The sequence below is a fragment of the Algoriphagus sp. 4150 genome (assembly GCF_031457395.1).
GTDB lineage: Bacteria > Bacteroidota > Bacteroidia > Cytophagales > Cyclobacteriaceae > Algoriphagus.
Map to the genome: position 1 here is coordinate 305734 of NZ_JAVDWS010000003.1, position 15911 is coordinate 321644.

Sequence of the window (15911 nt, forward strand, 5' to 3'; positions counted from 1 at the left end):
GCGGATCCATTCTTCTTTTAAGGGCAATTTTTGAAGGATAGGGTTACATTTTTTCCATCTATATGATAAGACATCGGTATGGAGTACTGGATCAGCTGCAGGAGATTTTCCAGACTTTGCTTTTCGTATGTCCCGGAAATCTCGCAGGAATTGGCGACCGTGAGGTTATGGGTGATTTTCACCCCATACCAATCTTCAAGCGTTTTGATCATCTCAGCCATTGAGGTAGTATCGAAAACTATCACGTCCTTAGTCCAAGCGAATAGGGGATCATTTTCAGGCATGCTCGAAACTGAGCCAACTTGATCAGAGTAATCTAGTCGCAGATTCGGCGTAAGCATAAAAACTGAATCGACCTGATCTGAAACTTTTACCTGGCCTGTCTTGACAGCAATCAATTCTGCCTGATTGACTAGGTTTTTGATTAAAAATGAGGTACCGAGCACCTCGGTAGTAAGATTTGCAGACTCTACCCTAAAAGGATGCAATGTGTCTCTCTTCACTTCAAAAAATGCTTCTCCGGAAAGCTTGACCAGTCTGTTTTGAGAGAAGTTTTCTGCCACTTGGATATTAGTATCATGAAACAAACTCACGATTGAGCCATCAGGAAGCCGTACTTTTTTGATCATCCCTTTTGAGTTTTCAAAAGCCAGGTAGTTAATCTCCACGGTCTCTGGGACTGTTGACTGTACACTTCTAATAGCCACAAACCCAATACCTACGAGCAGAGCAAGACCTGCCGCTATCTTCCAAATGGCAAACTCTTGCTTTGGCGCAACGCGTGGTAACTGCGCGCGGGTAGCTCTCTGAATATTCTGAAGCATTTCGGATTCCACCTGCGCTTTGTTTCGCTTCTTATAATCATGAATGTGCCAAGCAGAGTCAATTCCCTTCCCGTACCAAGAATTGAACTGTTGTAATTCTTCTTTAGAAGCTTTGCCCCGGAGGATTCTGGAAATGATGCCCGAAAGGACAGAAGGTATTCTCATGCGTAATTGTCTTTCACTTATTAAGTGCCAAAACAACCACCCGACTACCACCCATTTTGATTATGTAATTATGAATTATGGCGCTGAAAAAATTAATCTCCCCGTAACAAAGAAGGAGTTAAGCCAAGATATAGACAGCAATAGCAGGAGCTAGATGCTTCAATTCACCACGCATAATCTTAAGCGATTTGGAAAGCTGATTATGTACTGTCTGCGGTGAAATATTCATCTTTTCAGCTATTTCATCTACTGAGTAGCCTTCCAGTCGACTCATCCGAAACACCAGCCGGGCTCTTGGAGGAAGCATCTCCACAGCAATTTCTATCTCTTTGTAAAGTTCTTCAAATCCAAACACATCCTCTTCGTAAAAGGATTCAGGAAGTGTATTCTTGCTGTCTGACCTAGTTTTGGCCAACTCATCAAAGTACCTCATGACCTGATATTTCACTGCGGTAAGCAGATACGCTTTGATTCCTGATGTGATTACTAAGGATTCACGCCTCTGCCAGATGTCAATAAAAATCTCCTGTAGAATATCCTCCACGACGGATTGATCACCGATTTTGCTGTATGCACTCTGGTACATCAATTCCCAATTGTCCTTGAAAACCTGTTCGAAATGTGTTGAATTCTGAAAAGTGGACATAATCCTGAATCGGGGTATATCTCAAAATTAATCCTACGCAGATGCAAAAGGGAATTCGGGAGGTTAAGATATTATTAAGAGATTACCCACTACAAAGTATTCACGCTCCTAACTATTTATTAGGTCCACTGATCTATTAAAATAGAACAAACTCATATTTTAGCGGTATGAAAAGAATACTACCATTAGTTATTTGTCTTTTATCGCTCCTATCCTGTGTGGACAATGAAAATCCAGATTCACCGTCATCTGAAAAATTCAAAGTTACATCTGTTGACTACATCGGAGAAAATGAATCAATGTATATCATCCTGCATGATTCAATTGGCAGAGCGATAGGCTATAGCGCTATTCAAAATGGGGAGACCATCGAATTTTTGGTAGACAAAAGCAAAAAATATTTCGTGAGCACCTATACGATCAGGAAAGGTGAATATGGTCATCAGGAATATATGAGCACATTTACTAATCGTGATTTAACCTTTGACATGATTTTAGAAAGAAGCACCTCACCTACACCACCTCAGACTGGTACTTTCAAAGTAAATGTAACAGATGACGAGTCAGTGGGAGCTTATGTAACAGCTGAGGGTTGGATGTCTGATCTTTCTCCTTATACAAACCTATATGACGAGAATGCGAAATTGTTCTCCGGAGTGACACGATATATGGTGGTAGCAAGCGGAGCTTCTGGAAGACGATATTCCTATATCGATAGTCCTCAGAAAGACAAAACCTATACACTTAAGTATAAGCAAATGAAGGCGTTTGACATCATACTTGAAGTCCCAAAAGCAGATTACTTATTTTTCAACTACAAAATCCAAAGTATGGAAAAGAGAAATGGACTCAATTTTCCAAATTATATTCTCGCCAATAAGGGTTTCTATGACACAAAAGAAGAAAATTATAAACTTGGGTATATTAGTGAAATTGATACTTATATAACGCACATCACTGCTTACAAAGCAGCTAATCAAAATTTATTCTATTACTATTCGAAAATTGGAAGTCCACCGGACAAGATTACTTTCCTGGATATAGAAGAAATAAAAATTGCTAAAAACACGATCTCTGATTTTCAATTTGAAACAACAGTAGAAGACGCATGGTATTACAGTGTGGGATTTCAGTCTACTAAGAGTGTTATTAATGGACTGCCTTCTTCTCGCTCCTTCAACTGGAGCATAAATGGCCCAGCAAGTTCATTTTCTATCACACTTCCAGAAGAATTAAAGGCGGATCATCCTTATTTCCTTTCTGATTTCTCACATCTTTATTTATCCGGTGTTGGAATTACTAAGAAATTGAGCGAATCAAACTCCGCGGGGGTGACAGAAGACGAATCCATATCAGTAAATCAACGGTATCAAAATTAGCGCATCTTATTACCCAACTCCTTCTCCTTAGACTTGAGGAAATACTATGAGTAAAAACTTATTCCAAATGAACTCAAATAAACTATAGTTGATTTTATCCTCAAATGACCAATATAAGACAATGGAATCACTAAAAGGAAAAATAGCGCTCATCACCGGCGCAGGAAAAGGATTAGGCAAAGCCATCGCTCTCGCACTCGCCACAGAAGGCGTCCATCTGGCACTGCTCTCCAGAACTGAATCAGACTTACTGGCTGTCAAAGAAACAGTAGCAGACATTGATTCCTCACTGAACGTAGCGATAGCTGTTGCGGATCAGTCTGATTTCTCAAGCATCAAGGCTGCCATCGCTTCATTGATCTCCGAAGTAGGTGTCCCTGACATTCTGGTGAATAATGCAGGAATAGGGAAGTTTGGTAAATTCCTGGACTTGGAGGTTAACGAATGGGAAAATATCATCAAAGTCAACTTACTGGGGGTTTATTACGTGATTCACGAAGTACTTCCGGGAATGCTCGCCCGTAAGTCGGGAGACATCGTAAATGTATCGTCCACCGCCGGGCAAAAGGGAAATGCAATGACAAGTGCATATAGTGCCTCCAAATTTGGACTGAACGGGCTAACCGAATCATTAATGCAAGAAGTGCGCAAATCAGACATCCGTGTCTTCAGTATGAGTCCGAGCACCATTGCAACTGATTTGGCTATCGGCAATAACCTGACAGACGGCAACCCGGATAAGGTACTCCAACCGGAGGATTTCGCAGAATTACTGGTAGCCCACTTGAAATTGCCTAACAGAGCTTTGGTGAAAGAGGTAGGACTTTGGTCCACCAATCCATAATAGACATTCATAGATTTCATCAAGTGGAAAGTGGTGATCGATACAATAATACTGTATTGATCACCACTTTTTTTTGCCTCGGAAACGCCCATAGAGAAAAAACCGCATCAATCCGGACAATACAATTTCATTTTCTCTTTCCAACCCCCTTTTTTGACAAAAGTCAAGGCATAAAGCCGTATAACTATTTAGCTTTGAAAAGATTATCAATCCCACCAAAAAACCATGAAACAACTCAATTACTCCATTCTACTATTATTTTCGACCACAGTACTCAGTTGCAGCACTTCTTCCAATGAGCAGACATTTGACAGTTCTGATCTCCCCAGAATGACACAGGACCAGACAGAAAAGCTCATTGAAGATTTTATTATGGCAGAAGACGGAGCCATTATAGAAATCCCCCCGGGCTTCTATGAGCTAAGCACCCAGTTAATACTTGATAATAAGTCAAACATAACGATCAAAGGTGCCGGAATGAAGGAAACAGTTCTTTCCTTTAAAAATCTGAAAACCGGAGGAGAAGGCGTGAAATTGGTTGGCAATAATATCATCATTCAAGATCTGACTATCGAGGATGCACCCGGAGACGGTGTCAAAGCACAGCATACGGATGGAATTACTTTTCGAAGGCTCAACGTCACCTGGACAAATGGAGACAAGTCGAAAAACGGCACTTATGCGATTTATCCCGTTCAGTGCAGAAATGTCATGATAGACGAGTGCGTTGCCTCCCACTCCCGCGATGCGGGAATCTATGTGGGGCAATCTGAAAATATCATTGTCAAAAATTCGCTTGCATTCGGAAATGTCGCCGGGATAGAAATCGAAAACTGCGACAATGCGGAGGTTTTCAATAATGTAGCCCGCCATAATGCCGGTGGAATTCTCGTCTTCAATCTTCCCGGATTGCCCAAAGCCGATGGAAAAGGCACTAAAATCTACGACAATGACATCATCGAAAACAACCACGAAAACTTCGCCACGGCAATCGGTGAAGGGCCAAATGGCAATACCGTAACGATGATCCCTCCCGGATCCGGAGTGATACTTCTAGCCGCCAAGGAAGTGGAAATCTACAATAACCGAATCCTTCGCAACAAAACAACCGGTGTAGCCATAGCCAGCTATCAGATCACCGGCTTTCCCAGTGAGGCACCAAACTGGTCTCCCTTCACTACGGATGTATACGTACATGACAATGAATATGACCGAACGAAAGGCTTTCCTGATCTGAGCAGAGAATTGGGACAACTGATCAGTCTATACAATGCGCATGGCAAAGCCAAAACCCAGGATATCATCTATGATGGAATCTGGGATGAATCCATCAGTAATGATATCACGACCAATCCTATGAGGATCTGCCTGGCAGAAAAAACACTGAAAGATCTTTTCTTCACGCGCTTTTCTCTCATGGATGGAGAAGACAATATCGAAGCATTTGCGGATACCACACCATTCCAAAACTGCACGGTAAGTGTAGATACAAATGTCAGCGCAATGGCTGAAATGTAATGAGAACTACCAAATTTTTATGGCAAATTAACCTATTATTGGGTCTGGTGATCCTCGTGGTTTCCTGCCAAAGCGAATCCACGAGTTCCAAAACCAAAGTCATCGTGTTGGAAGATGCGCTTGCTGATGGCAATTTCCCCTACAAAAGATTATCTACTTATGGTTTTTTTTCAGGAAAATTGAATGAGTTAACCCCTGCGGAAGAGGTGATCCCATATAGCCCTGCATCTTCTCTTTTCACAGATTATGCACTGAAGAGTAGATTTATTTTGTTACCTGAAGGTGAAAAAGCAACATTGACCTCCAGTGAACTTAACTTTCCGACAGGCACAGTTTTAATCAAAAATTTCTACTATCCAGCTGATCTAAGACAGCCCGAAAGTGATAAAAGAATCATCGAAACAAGGCTATTGATTAATAGAGAAAAGGGATGGGAAGCTTTTCCATACATCTGGAATGATGAGCAGAATGAAGCTGTCCTGAAAATAGTGGGAGGAGAAATTGAGGTTTCATTTACCGATTATGAAGGAAAAGATCAAGTGATTAACTATATCGTTCCTAACAAAAACCAGTGCAAAACCTGTCATAGCAAAAACGAAACGCTGGCTCCGATCGGCGTGAAAGTCCCCTACTTAAACAGCGAATTTGAATACACTTCCGGTAAAGCCAACCAATTATCGCATTGGACGAAATTGGATATATTGGAAGGTTTTAAGGGCAAAGAAGCACATCCTGCCATGATCAATTATGAAGACCGAAATCTTCCCTTAGACGAGCGGGCGATGGCTTATTTGGACATTAATTGTTCCCATTGCCATAGTGCGGAGGGACCTGCGAGTACTTCGGGTCTTTTTCTCACCTATGATCAGACAGACCCAAGAAAATTAGGTGTAAACAAAATCCCGGTGGCGGCAGGAAATGGAGCTGGAAGCTTTGACTTTGATATTGTTCCGGGCCAAGCGGATAAATCCATTATGACACATCGAATGAATTCCAATGAAGTAGGAGTCGCAATGCCTGAGCTTGGAAGAACGACAGTACATAAAGAGGGGGTACAGCTGATAAAGGACTGGATTAACGGAATGAAATAAAAAAGGCTCCGCAACTGACGGAGCCTCTAATTCACTAGTGAATTTCCCTAGAAAGTATAACCTGCAGACAGCTTGAAGCCTCTGTTGTAGACATCTGCATCACTGTCTTTGAAAATCGGAGTAAAGCCATAATCATACGATGCCTGAACGTTAAAGCCTTTCGGCAGATTGTATCCAAGTCCCAGCACTAATCCAAAGTCGGTTTCTTTGATAGCATCTGAATCATAGGAAATCGTATTACCGAAGAAATCACCTTCAAACTTAGAATTTGCAAGGAAGGAAATCTGAGGTCCTGCGAAAACATTAAACCCATCTGCCGGGTAAACCCTCAACAGCACAGGAACTTCTACATAATTCAAAATAGCTCTGCTGTTCGCAAAGTCGTCATTTTGGGTGCCTTTTACAGAGTAGTAGACTCCTGGCTCCAACGCCAAACGATCAGTCATAAACAACATGGCATACCCCCCAACATGAAACCCTACCCTATTTGTGTAGGAATTTTCCGAAACATCATCCCCTCCAAAATTGAAAAGACTGGCACCACCACGGACACCAAATCCTCCCGGTTTATCAGATGATTGCGCTTGGGATAGCTGAACCGTTCCGAGTCCAAGGGCAAGAATTAACAATACTTTTTTCATAATCGAATACTAGTTGGTTATACACCCAGTATCCCATGACCATGCCAAAGACCGATTACTCAGTCTAATTTCTCAATAACTTTTTTATCGATATAGTCCGAATTCAGCAAACTCAAAGCACCCATATATTTCATATCGAAATTCAAAGTATCGCCCACTTTGTAGTTGTTGGGGTTCTTCCCAAGATTGATAATCAACATATCAGAACTGGCTCCAAGCACCTCATACTTCTCATCGCTTGGAATCAAATATTTGGGATCAACATCCAAAAGTCCGATATCAATGATGGCTCTGAAGGAACTTTGTCCGTAAAGAGACTGATCGATCGCAGCGATTTCTCCTTGTGGGTTAGCTGCCAGATTCCCAACGGGTAATAAGGGTTTCTCCTGCATTTCAATAATCTCAGCATGCAGTTCAAATACATCCCCATTCATGCCTTCTATCACTTTCTCCTCAAATAAATCAACTCCAAAATACAAGGTCTCCCCTACGCGAAAATGATTGATCCCCTTCGGAAGCTGGTGAGTAAGCATCAGCGGAATCGTAACCGATGTTCCCGCAGAAACCCAGGGAATTTTCTTGTTGAATTTCAATTCTATGATTTGCTTGTAAAGAGACAGCTGAATAAGCTTGTCTGTGGAAGGCATTACACCATTGAGGCAATTCAGATTTGTGCCCAGTCCTATTACTTCGATGTTTGGAAGCTGGAAGATTTGGGAATAAAATTCCACCAATTGCTCTCCCATCACACCTTCCCGAAGATCTCCTGTCTCTACCATAATGATGATCTTATGGTTTTTGCCAAGGTCTACAGCTTCATTGCTGATCCATCGTATGGTTTCCAGCTCGCTGTTCAAACTGACATCTGCAAACTGCACCATTTTAGCCACGTTCCTTTTCGAAACCGGCTTGATGTAAACAGTCTGAACTTCCGGATAAAGAGACTTGACCATGGCTAGATTGGAGATTCTACTGTCATGCACCTCCTTCACGCCCAGATCTATAAGTTCTTGCAGAAAAAGCTTGTTTCCGCAGAGCAATTTTGAAACTACTCCCCAAGAAACTTCATTTTTCGCAAATGTATTTTTGAGAAACTCAAAGTTCTCCTTGAGCTTGGCTCTATTTAATGTCAGATACGCCATTTTACTTAGTCAACCTCATTTCGAGGTATTTATTGGTAAAGCCTATTCGTTCATAAAGTTTCCTTGCAGGATTATCCGGTTCCACATGCAATGCAATAGAACCATTGGCCATTTTGATTGCCATATCCATGAGTTTTCCGCCTATACCTTTCCCCCGCTGTGATGCATCCACAGCGATATATACGAGGATGTTTTCAGGAATATAGCCTGACATACCTGTTTTGTTCATAACAAGCACCCCGAGAAGTTTTGCGTTCTCCCGAGCCATTACGACAAATCCCCCCGCATGGAGACTTTGATCCAAGGCATAATCCAGGCATTTCATAATATCTTCCTTCGGATCACCATATTCTCCAAGGTGAACAAACAGGAAGTCTGCGATTTCATTTTTCTGCAAATAAGTAGCAGAATCAATAGTGGATAGAGTTTCTAGTTTGATCATATAGATTTTAACTTTGAACTGTGATTTTTTTCATAATAGATCACTGACAAAAAGGTCAGTAAAGAGAGTGTCAGCCCGAATAAATTGGCATCTAAGCCAAATGGGAGCACTACTTCGGAGATAATCAATCCGGCAGTCAAAGACCCGCCGGTGATCATGGATGAAGTGGCTGCCTTGGCACTGTTCTGCCCGAAAAACAAGCCTGCCACCACGGGAACTAACAGTCCCGAAACCATAAATGCATAGGAATATAGCATCAAACTGAGGACTTCCGTCATCTGCCATGCAATAATAATTGCCACGATTCCAATCATCAATGTCAATAACTGCGAGATTCGCATTTCTTCCTTAAGGGATTTATCCGTGAAGAATTTGCCCAATATATCCGTCGTCATATTTCCGGAAGCTGCCATCAGGCAAGAATCTGCCGTAGATAGAACCGCTGAGAAATAAGCAGACATCATCAATCCCAGAATACCCGCAGGCAAGATTTGGCTGAGCAAAACAGGAAGCCCCATCTCAGGATCCATAGCTGCGGTGAAGCCTTCCAATGCCCCCTGCTCCACTGCCACTCTGGATAATAAACCCAGAGAAACTCCTAAAAGTGCCATGATCGGCCATTCAAACAGCCCTGCGATAAACCAAGCTTTCTTGGCTGACTTCACATCCCGGGCTGCAAAAATCCGCTGGTAAAGCGTCATACCGACAAACCAGATGGGAATTATCGTAATCCCCCAGTTGGCAAGATCCTGCCAGGTAAGATTGGAAAAAGAGAAAAATTCCTGAGGCAAAGTGCTCTGTATTCCTTCCCATCCACCAACGTAATTATAGGAAATCGGAATTCCGATAAACATCAATCCCGCCATCAAAACAATCCATTGTATGGTATCGGTGTAGATTACAGCTTTCAATCCACCCATCACGGTATATATTACCGCGACAGCTCCCATAATCAAAAGCGCATAGGAAAGATCAAGTTCTACGAATGTCCCTGAAGCGAGCTTGGCTCCGGCCAATAACTGGGAAGAAGTAAATCCCAAGTATCCTAAAAAACAGATGACTGCCGCGACTTTGGCTGTGGTAGAATTATACAGATGACCGATGATCTGTGGAAAAGTAAAAAACTTGGCAAAAGCGGGATCTGACTTTACTCTGGGAATCAAGACCACCGCCGCTAGCCAAGCGCCTAAAAGTCCTGTGAAAAGCATCCAAGAACCGGACAAACCCATTACAAATCCCAGCCCGCCCAAGCCAATGGAAAAACCTCCTCCTACGTCAGTGGCGACAACCGACAGTCCAATATGCCAGTGTCCGATATTCCTTCCGCCCACATAGTAATCCTCCTGACCTGAATTCTTTTTCATGTAAAAAAATCCCACACCCAGCATAGCTAGCATGTAGGCCACAAAGATCCCCAGATCTAAATAACTCATATCTATTTTCTATTTGTAACAAAATCTTCTTGAAATATAATTTTTCAAAGTTAAGCAATAAGCCTCGCATTCAAAATTTTAATTGGTTTAAAGGAGGATTTTGGTCTTTCAGTGCAATTTTAAGTTGGAATAGTATAAAAATTAATGACCAAAGGAAAGATAGATAACTGCATTAGTGTAAATAACAGAATTAGTCATTCACTAATGTGATTTATAAAAATCGAAGGAAAGTATCTCGTATGAAATGAGCTCAGAGACGTATTTGCCTCCCTGACTCCAATAGCATCATAGTAAATAATAAAAATCCTTAGTTGATATATCTAGACACTCAATTTTTGTTATGCTTATCCAAGCCAAGAATTTCAAAAGCAAGCTCCTCGCTCTGTCTTAAATGTTGTTTTTGCTCCTTTTCGGAATCCAGCATGCTGATGAAGTAATAAGTCCCATCCAATAGGGAGAAAATCAAATTGGATGATTGCTCAGGGTCTTTGCAATCTATGTAGCCCAATTCATCACATTCCATTAAAAGTTCGCTGAATTTTGATCTTAAGGTTTTGTGGATTTTATTGAATTTTTCCTTTACTTCCGCTTCACGGAACACCAAGGCATACGCGCTGTAATACACCCCATCGTCAAAAAGCTCATTCCAATCTTTGGAAAACATTCTTTGAAGCAGTGCATACAGTACATCGGGTGATTTTTTCTTTTGGGTATATGCCTTTTCAAAAATCTGTAAATACAGTTCAAGACAGTGATCGATCAAGGCAGTAACCAACTCACTTTTGGATTTATAATAATGAATAATCAAACTTGGAGGTATTTCCAATGACTTGGCAATTTTGGCAATAGAAGTACTTTCCAAACCTTCCTTGATGGCTGTGTTATAGAAAGCTTCGACAATTTCCCTTCTTCTCAAATCTGAAATGTTAGATAGTCCCATGTCGGTAAAGTAGCAAAAAAAACAGTATGAAATTAATTGAACAATTGTTCAATTAATTGAATTAACATTAAGTAAACTGATCGTATGTTTAATTAATAAAAACATAAAAAGCACTTCCCTGTAAAGCAACCTCTATTGTGCTTATTTGCCCTGAATTTCAAATAAATGAAAGGGCATAATATGAAAATTATTTACAAAAGAATTTTGATTCTAGGGATTGTGGCATTCTGGTGCCTTCTCCAACCTGAATCTCTTCTGGCACAGACCAAAGAAGTATCAGGCCAAGTTTCCGATGACATGGGAGACCCCATTCCCGGTGTAACCGTCATGGTAAAAGACACCTCAATCGGTGTAGTCACTGATTTGAATGGTAAATACGAGATATCAATTCCTGATGTCTATGATGTCTTGAGATTTTCTTATATAGGGTATATCAGTATTGAAGAGACAGTCGGTTCGAGGTCTCAAATTGACATTCAACTTTTCCCGGATGTCACCGATTTGGAGAGTGTGGTTGTTACAGCTCTTGGTGTTGAAAAGAGCGTAAAATCTCTTGGTTATGCTGTTCAGAAAGTGGATGGGGAGAAATTCACAAAAGCAAGAGAACCCAACTTGATGAATTCCCTTACCGGGCAGATTGCAGGGCTTCAGGTAAACAACTCTACTGCACTTTTCCAAGATCCTGCAATCAGACTTAGGGGGGCTGTTCCATTGATTGTGATTGATGGAGTCCCCAGTACAGACAATGATTTTTGGAAGATAAATGCAGATGATGTCGAAAGCATCAACGTACTCAAGGGAGCTACAGCTTCGGCATTGTATGGTGCCATAGGTAGAAATGGAGCTTTGATGATCACCACCAAAAGGGGAGGGAAAGGAACGAAGGTAGAGGTAAATTCAAGTACGATATTTCAGCCAAGCTATCTGGTAATCCCCGAAGTACAAACTACATACGGCAATGGTGACAATGGCCAATACGCCTATGTAGATGGTTCCGGTAGCGGAACGGAGGGCTTTGGTTGGATCTGGGGCCCTAGAATGGATGTACCGGATCCTACGACTGCCAGTGGTTTTGTGGAAAGACCACAGTACAACAGCCCCATAGATCCGGCCACGGGAGAGCGTATCCCAACTCCATTCATATCCAGGGGTAGAAACAACATCAGGAATTTTTTCCAAAGCGGACTGATTTCTTCCAACAACATCAACGTGACTTCAGGAAATGATCAGGGGAATTTCAGGCTTTCTGCCTCCCATGTTTATCAGAAGGGACTTGTTCCGAATACGGATCTGAACAATACCTCCTTTACTGTCGCAGGGGGATACAAACTTTCCGAAAAGCTCAGCGCCGATGCTTCCTTGACTTACAACAGACAATACACGGACAACTTTCCCGAAACTCCATACGGTCCCGAAAACTACCTATACAACTTGGTATTATGGACAGGACCTGATGTTGATGTCAGGGATTTGAAGGATTATTGGGTAGCCGGGCAGGAAGGTTTTAGACAAAAGCATTTTAATAACTCTTATTACAACAATCCATATTTTCAGGCTTATGAGTACCTGAGGAGTTACCACAAGGATAATACTTTTGGCCAGGTAAAATTGGATTACCAGGCAAACGATGACTTGGTATTTACATTGAGGACTGGGATGAACGTATACGCACTGGACCGTACCGACAAGGAACCCAAGAGTTATATTAAATATGGCCGTGTCTCAAGAGGAAATTTTTACATCTACAATTCGGGACAAATCAACATGAATACGGATTTTTTCGCCAGTTACAAAAAACAGATAGGACAAAACCTTGTGATCAATACAAATGCCGGTGGATCCAACAGGTTTATCAGATTTAGAAGTGAGAGTTTGAATACGGACGGTTTGGCAATTCCCAACTTTTATAACGTAGCCAACTCGGAACAACCCCTACAAGGAGCCAACAGATTATCAAATGAACAGGTCAATTCTGTGTTTGGAACAGTTGATTTCGAATTCATGAATGCCATATTCCTGACCGTTACAGGCAGAAATGACTGGGTATCGACTTTACCGACAAACAACAATTCTTTCTTCTACCCTTCGGTCACCCTTGCAGGGACTATTTCCGATTTGGTCACTATGCCAACAAACATAGATTTTGTAAAGGTTAGGGGTGGATGGTCGCAAGTTTCGGATGGCAGGATTAGATTAAATCGAAATAGCGATATATATAACCCATACGAACATATCCAAGCTTACAGTCCGGGGATCAGTTGGGGCGGCAGTCCATCTTTGGTATTTCCAGGGGCATTGATCAATCCCGACATCAAACCTGAAACCTCCGATAGTTTTGAGTTTGGTTTAGATACAAGATTTTTCGGTGGAAAATTGGGGCTTGATTTCACCTATTTTCAGATTAGGGATTTCAACAATCTGATAACTGTGCCTGTGTCCCTGACCTCAGGACACAGTTCCAGATTGGAAAATGGAGCAGAATATACCAGAAAAGGTTGGGAGCTGATGCTAAACACCAATCCGGTCAGCACTAACGATTTCAATTGGAATGTTGGATTGAACCTTAGTACCTACAAAAGATTCCTGACCAAAAGTTTTGATGGATCTGACAGATTTGGGGATTTAAGAGTAGGAGAAAGGGCAGACCAAATGTTTTCCAACAGTCAGTACCAAAGGACTCCGGAAGGAAGATTGATCATTGGACAAAATGGCTTCCCAATCCGTGACCCATACCAAAGAATGATGGGACACAGGGATCCAGACGTCGTGTTTGGAATCCAAAATACCTTCAATTATAAGCATTTCCAATTGGGCTTTGGGTTTGACGGCAGGATTGGGGGAACGATCTATTCCTTGACACATGAGAAAATGTGGTGGGGAGGAACCCATCCCGGTACTGTGAACCAATACAGGGATGATGCAAACAACGGGATCAGCAGCTATGTGGCAGATGGAGTGGTAGTGACAGGTGGTACTGTGAAGTATGATGACTATGGAAACATTCTGGAAGACAGTAGGACTTACGCTGAAAACGAAACTGCGGTAAATTACATAGCTTGGAATAAAACAACACTGAATGCAGAATACAACCATTATTTTGACGCTTCATTTGTCAAACTCAGGGAAGTAAGCCTGACCTATCAGCTGCCAAACTCATTTCTGAAAAAGACTTCTATCCAAAACGCATCTGTTTCACTGGTAGGAAGGAACCTAATGCTATGGTCAAAAGTGGAAAACATAGACCCTGACTCGGGCGTGGATAATCTCCAGACACCATCTGTCAGAAATATAGGCTTCAACATCAACCTAAGCTTCTAATTCCAAAAGATATGAAATTCAAAAACATACTATATATCGTCACTTTGTCTATCCTTTTGTTGGCATCATGCCAATCCTTTGAAGACCTACAATTTGATCCGAATAGGCCTGTTCAGGCTGAACCCGGACTCATTCTTACCAGTATAGAAGCCAATGCTTTCTCTACTGTCAGTGCGGGAGCAGCTCTTGCCTCAAGACAATTGATCTATACCAACTCAATCTCCGACAATCAATACTATGGTTGGCAAAGGGGCAGTTTCGGAGATTATGACCAACTCAGGCAGGTGTCCAAACTGTCTGAAGAGGCAGAAAGAACGGACAACAACAGCTATAGGGCCTTGGCAATATTCTTTCGGGCATACTATATCATCAGGCTTACCAACACATTTGGCGATGTACCTTTCAGTGAAGCCGTAAAGGGTGGTGAAGGCAATTTTCTGCCTGTATATGATACACAGGAAAGTATCTTCACAAAAGTACTGGAAGACCTGAAGACTGCAAATTCCCTCATGGGGTCTGAAAGTGGTGAGATACTTGGTGACATCATCTACAACGGAAACCAAGACAAATGGAAACGATTGATCAATTCTTTTGCATTGCGCATCTTGATGAGCATGTCCATCAAGACAGATAATCCGACTCTGAATATCAAGGGGAAATTTACCGAGATTTACAACAATCCCTCAACTTTCCCTCTTTTGAGAGGAAATCAGGACAATGGCGCACTTGTCTTTTTGGATGTGGAAGGAAACAGGTATCCATTCTTTAATTCAAATGAATTGAAGACAGCTTACTATATGGAAAAATCATTTGTTGACATGCTAAAAGCAAGGAAAGATCCCCGGTTGTTTGTTTATGCAGACAAAACTGCAAATGGCAGCAACCTTGATGATCGTGATTTCAATGCCTACGAAGGTATGGGAGGTGCCGAGCCTTTGGCAGAAAACACCAACCAAATCCTATCGGGGGATGGATCCCCGATTGACAGAAGGTATCACAGTGATCCTGAAAACCAGCCCTCACTATTAATGGGGTTTGCTGAGCTATCCTTCACAATAGCAGAGGCGGCACATAGAGGCTGGATCACTGCCAATGCAGCCGACCATTATCATGAGGGGATCAGGGCATCCATGTTATTCAATAGTATTGGGAATTCTGACATTGACGCTTACATTACCCAGGAAGCTGTACAATATTCTGCGGAAACAGGCTTAATGAAAATTCTTGAGGAAAAATATATTTCACTCTTCATGAATACAGGTTGGGAGGCGTTTTATAACCAAAGAAGAACGGGGATCCCGGCTTTCAGCCTTTCAAACCAAATCGTCAATCCCGGAGGAGTTCCAAAGCGATGGATGTACCCTCAAAATGAAATTCAGCTCAATCTAAACAATATGAATGAGGCCCTTCAAAGACAGTTTGCCGGCAATGATGATATAAATGCAGAAATGTGGCTTCTTAATCCTTGATAGTTACCCTTTATCAGTCAATTGAAGACTGTCATTCAGAAAAAGTAAATAGACATTAA

The 15911-nt window shown here is 41.8% G+C and carries 13 protein-coding genes; 6 read left to right on the forward strand and 7 right to left on the reverse strand.

The window, feature by feature from the left end; genetic code table 11:
• Positions 1–17 precede the first annotated feature (17 nt).
• Together J2X69_RS07475 and J2X69_RS07480 are read right to left on the reverse strand one after the other, a co-directional pair.
• Positions 18–989, reverse strand: a complete 972-nt coding sequence (locus J2X69_RS07475) for a FecR domain-containing protein (RefSeq protein WP_310100879.1) — start codon at positions 987–989, stop codon at positions 18–20.
• 118 nt (positions 990–1107) lie between these two features.
• Positions 1108–1635 (reverse strand): sigma-70 family RNA polymerase sigma factor, encoded by a 528-nt coding sequence (locus J2X69_RS07480; protein WP_310100882.1) that lies wholly within the window; start codon positions 1633–1635, stop codon positions 1108–1110.
• 167 nt (positions 1636–1802) lie between these two features.
• Here J2X69_RS07480 and J2X69_RS07485 point away from each other — a divergent pair, with 167 nt between their 5' ends.
• The 4 genes from J2X69_RS07485 to J2X69_RS07500 all read left to right on the forward strand — a co-directional run bounded on the left by J2X69_RS07485 (position 1803) and on the right by J2X69_RS07500 (position 6467).
• On the forward strand, positions 1803–3014 hold the full coding sequence (locus J2X69_RS07485) for a hypothetical protein (RefSeq protein ID WP_310100885.1): 1212 nt from the start codon (positions 1803–1805) through the stop codon (positions 3012–3014).
• Between the two features lie 121 nt (positions 3015–3135).
• Positions 3136–3858, forward strand: a complete 723-nt coding sequence (locus J2X69_RS07490) for a 3-ketoacyl-ACP reductase (RefSeq protein ID WP_310100887.1) — start codon at positions 3136–3138, stop codon at positions 3856–3858.
• 225 nt (positions 3859–4083) lie between these two features.
• Positions 4084–5376 (forward strand): parallel beta-helix domain-containing protein, encoded by a 1293-nt coding sequence (locus tag J2X69_RS07495; protein WP_310100892.1) that lies wholly within the window; start codon positions 4084–4086, stop codon positions 5374–5376.
• A complete protein-coding gene (locus J2X69_RS07500) occupies positions 5376–6467 on the forward strand; it encodes an SO2930 family diheme c-type cytochrome (protein ID WP_310100894.1) in 1092 nt (363 codons plus the stop codon). The genes J2X69_RS07495 and J2X69_RS07500 overlap by 1 nt, the downstream gene beginning before the upstream one ends.
• Before the next feature lie 47 nt (positions 6468–6514).
• On the opposite strand, the gene J2X69_RS07505 is transcribed toward J2X69_RS07500, so the two are convergent.
• The 5 genes from J2X69_RS07505 to J2X69_RS07525 form a co-directional block, all read right to left on the reverse strand.
• Positions 6515–7108 carry a porin family protein gene (locus J2X69_RS07505; protein ID WP_310100897.1) on the reverse strand — a complete coding sequence of 198 codons (594 nt, stop codon included), beginning with the start codon at positions 7106–7108 and terminating at the stop codon, positions 6515–6517.
• A 59-nt stretch (positions 7109–7167) separates the two neighbouring features.
• Positions 7168–8250: an alanine/ornithine racemase family PLP-dependent enzyme gene (locus J2X69_RS07510; RefSeq protein WP_310100900.1), complete on the reverse strand. Its 1083-nt coding sequence runs from the start codon at positions 8248–8250 to the stop codon at positions 7168–7170.
• Between the two features lies 1 nt (position 8251).
• Complete coding sequence (locus J2X69_RS07515; protein ID WP_310100903.1) at positions 8252–8692, reverse strand: GNAT family N-acetyltransferase; 441 nt, start codon at positions 8690–8692, stop codon at positions 8252–8254.
• A complete protein-coding gene (locus tag J2X69_RS07520; protein WP_310100905.1) occupies positions 8689–10125 on the reverse strand; it encodes a sodium:solute symporter family protein in 1437 nt (478 codons plus the stop codon). Before J2X69_RS07520 ends, J2X69_RS07515 begins: the two co-directional genes overlap by 4 nt.
• A 328-nt stretch (positions 10126–10453) precedes the next feature.
• Positions 10454–11065, reverse strand: coding sequence for a TetR family transcriptional regulator (locus J2X69_RS07525; protein ID WP_310100908.1), 612 nt, complete (start codon positions 11063–11065; stop codon positions 10454–10456).
• A 165-nt stretch (positions 11066–11230) separates the two neighbouring features.
• On the opposite strand from J2X69_RS07525, the gene J2X69_RS07530 reads away from it, so the two are divergent.
• A complete protein-coding gene (locus J2X69_RS07530; RefSeq protein WP_310100911.1) occupies positions 11231–14383 on the forward strand; it encodes a SusC/RagA family TonB-linked outer membrane protein in 3153 nt (1050 codons plus the stop codon).
• Positions 14384–14394: 11 nt separating this feature from the next.
• Entirely contained in the window at positions 14395–15852 is a 1458-nt protein-coding gene (locus J2X69_RS07535; protein ID WP_310100914.1) for a SusD/RagB family nutrient-binding outer membrane lipoprotein, read from the forward strand.
• Positions 15853–15911 lie beyond the last annotated feature (59 nt).

What these genes read in the sequence shown, in the direction of transcription:
- J2X69_RS07475 (WP_310100879.1), bottom strand. Translation starts at nt 989, where the DNA reads ATGAGAATACCTTCTGTCCTTTCGGGCATCATTTCCAGAATCCTCCGG.
- J2X69_RS07480 (WP_310100882.1), bottom strand. Translation starts at nt 1,635, where the DNA reads ATGTCCACTTTTCAGAATTCAACACATTTCGAACAGGTTTTCAAGGAC.
- J2X69_RS07485 (WP_310100885.1), top strand. Translation starts at nt 1,803, where the DNA reads ATGAAAAGAATACTACCATTAGTTATTTGTCTTTTATCGCTCCTATCC.
- J2X69_RS07490 (WP_310100887.1), top strand. Translation starts at nt 3,136, where the DNA reads ATGGAATCACTAAAAGGAAAAATAGCGCTCATCACCGGCGCAGGAAAA.
- J2X69_RS07495 (WP_310100892.1), top strand. Translation starts at nt 4,084, where the DNA reads ATGAAACAACTCAATTACTCCATTCTACTATTATTTTCGACCACAGTA.
- J2X69_RS07500 (WP_310100894.1), top strand. Translation starts at nt 5,376, where the DNA reads ATGAGAACTACCAAATTTTTATGGCAAATTAACCTATTATTGGGTCTG.
- J2X69_RS07505 (WP_310100897.1), bottom strand. Translation starts at nt 7,108, where the DNA reads ATGAAAAAAGTATTGTTAATTCTTGCCCTTGGACTCGGAACGGTTCAG.
- J2X69_RS07510 (WP_310100900.1), bottom strand. Translation starts at nt 8,250, where the DNA reads ATGGCGTATCTGACATTAAATAGAGCCAAGCTCAAGGAGAACTTTGAG.
- J2X69_RS07515 (WP_310100903.1), bottom strand. Translation starts at nt 8,692, where the DNA reads ATGATCAAACTAGAAACTCTATCCACTATTGATTCTGCTACTTATTTG.
- J2X69_RS07520 (WP_310100905.1), bottom strand. Translation starts at nt 10,125, where the DNA reads ATGAGTTATTTAGATCTGGGGATCTTTGTGGCCTACATGCTAGCTATG.
- J2X69_RS07525 (WP_310100908.1), bottom strand. Translation starts at nt 11,065, where the DNA reads ATGGGACTATCTAACATTTCAGATTTGAGAAGAAGGGAAATTGTCGAA.
- J2X69_RS07530 (WP_310100911.1), top strand. Translation starts at nt 11,231, where the DNA reads ATGAAAGGGCATAATATGAAAATTATTTACAAAAGAATTTTGATTCTA.
- J2X69_RS07535 (WP_310100914.1), top strand. Translation starts at nt 14,395, where the DNA reads ATGAAATTCAAAAACATACTATATATCGTCACTTTGTCTATCCTTTTG.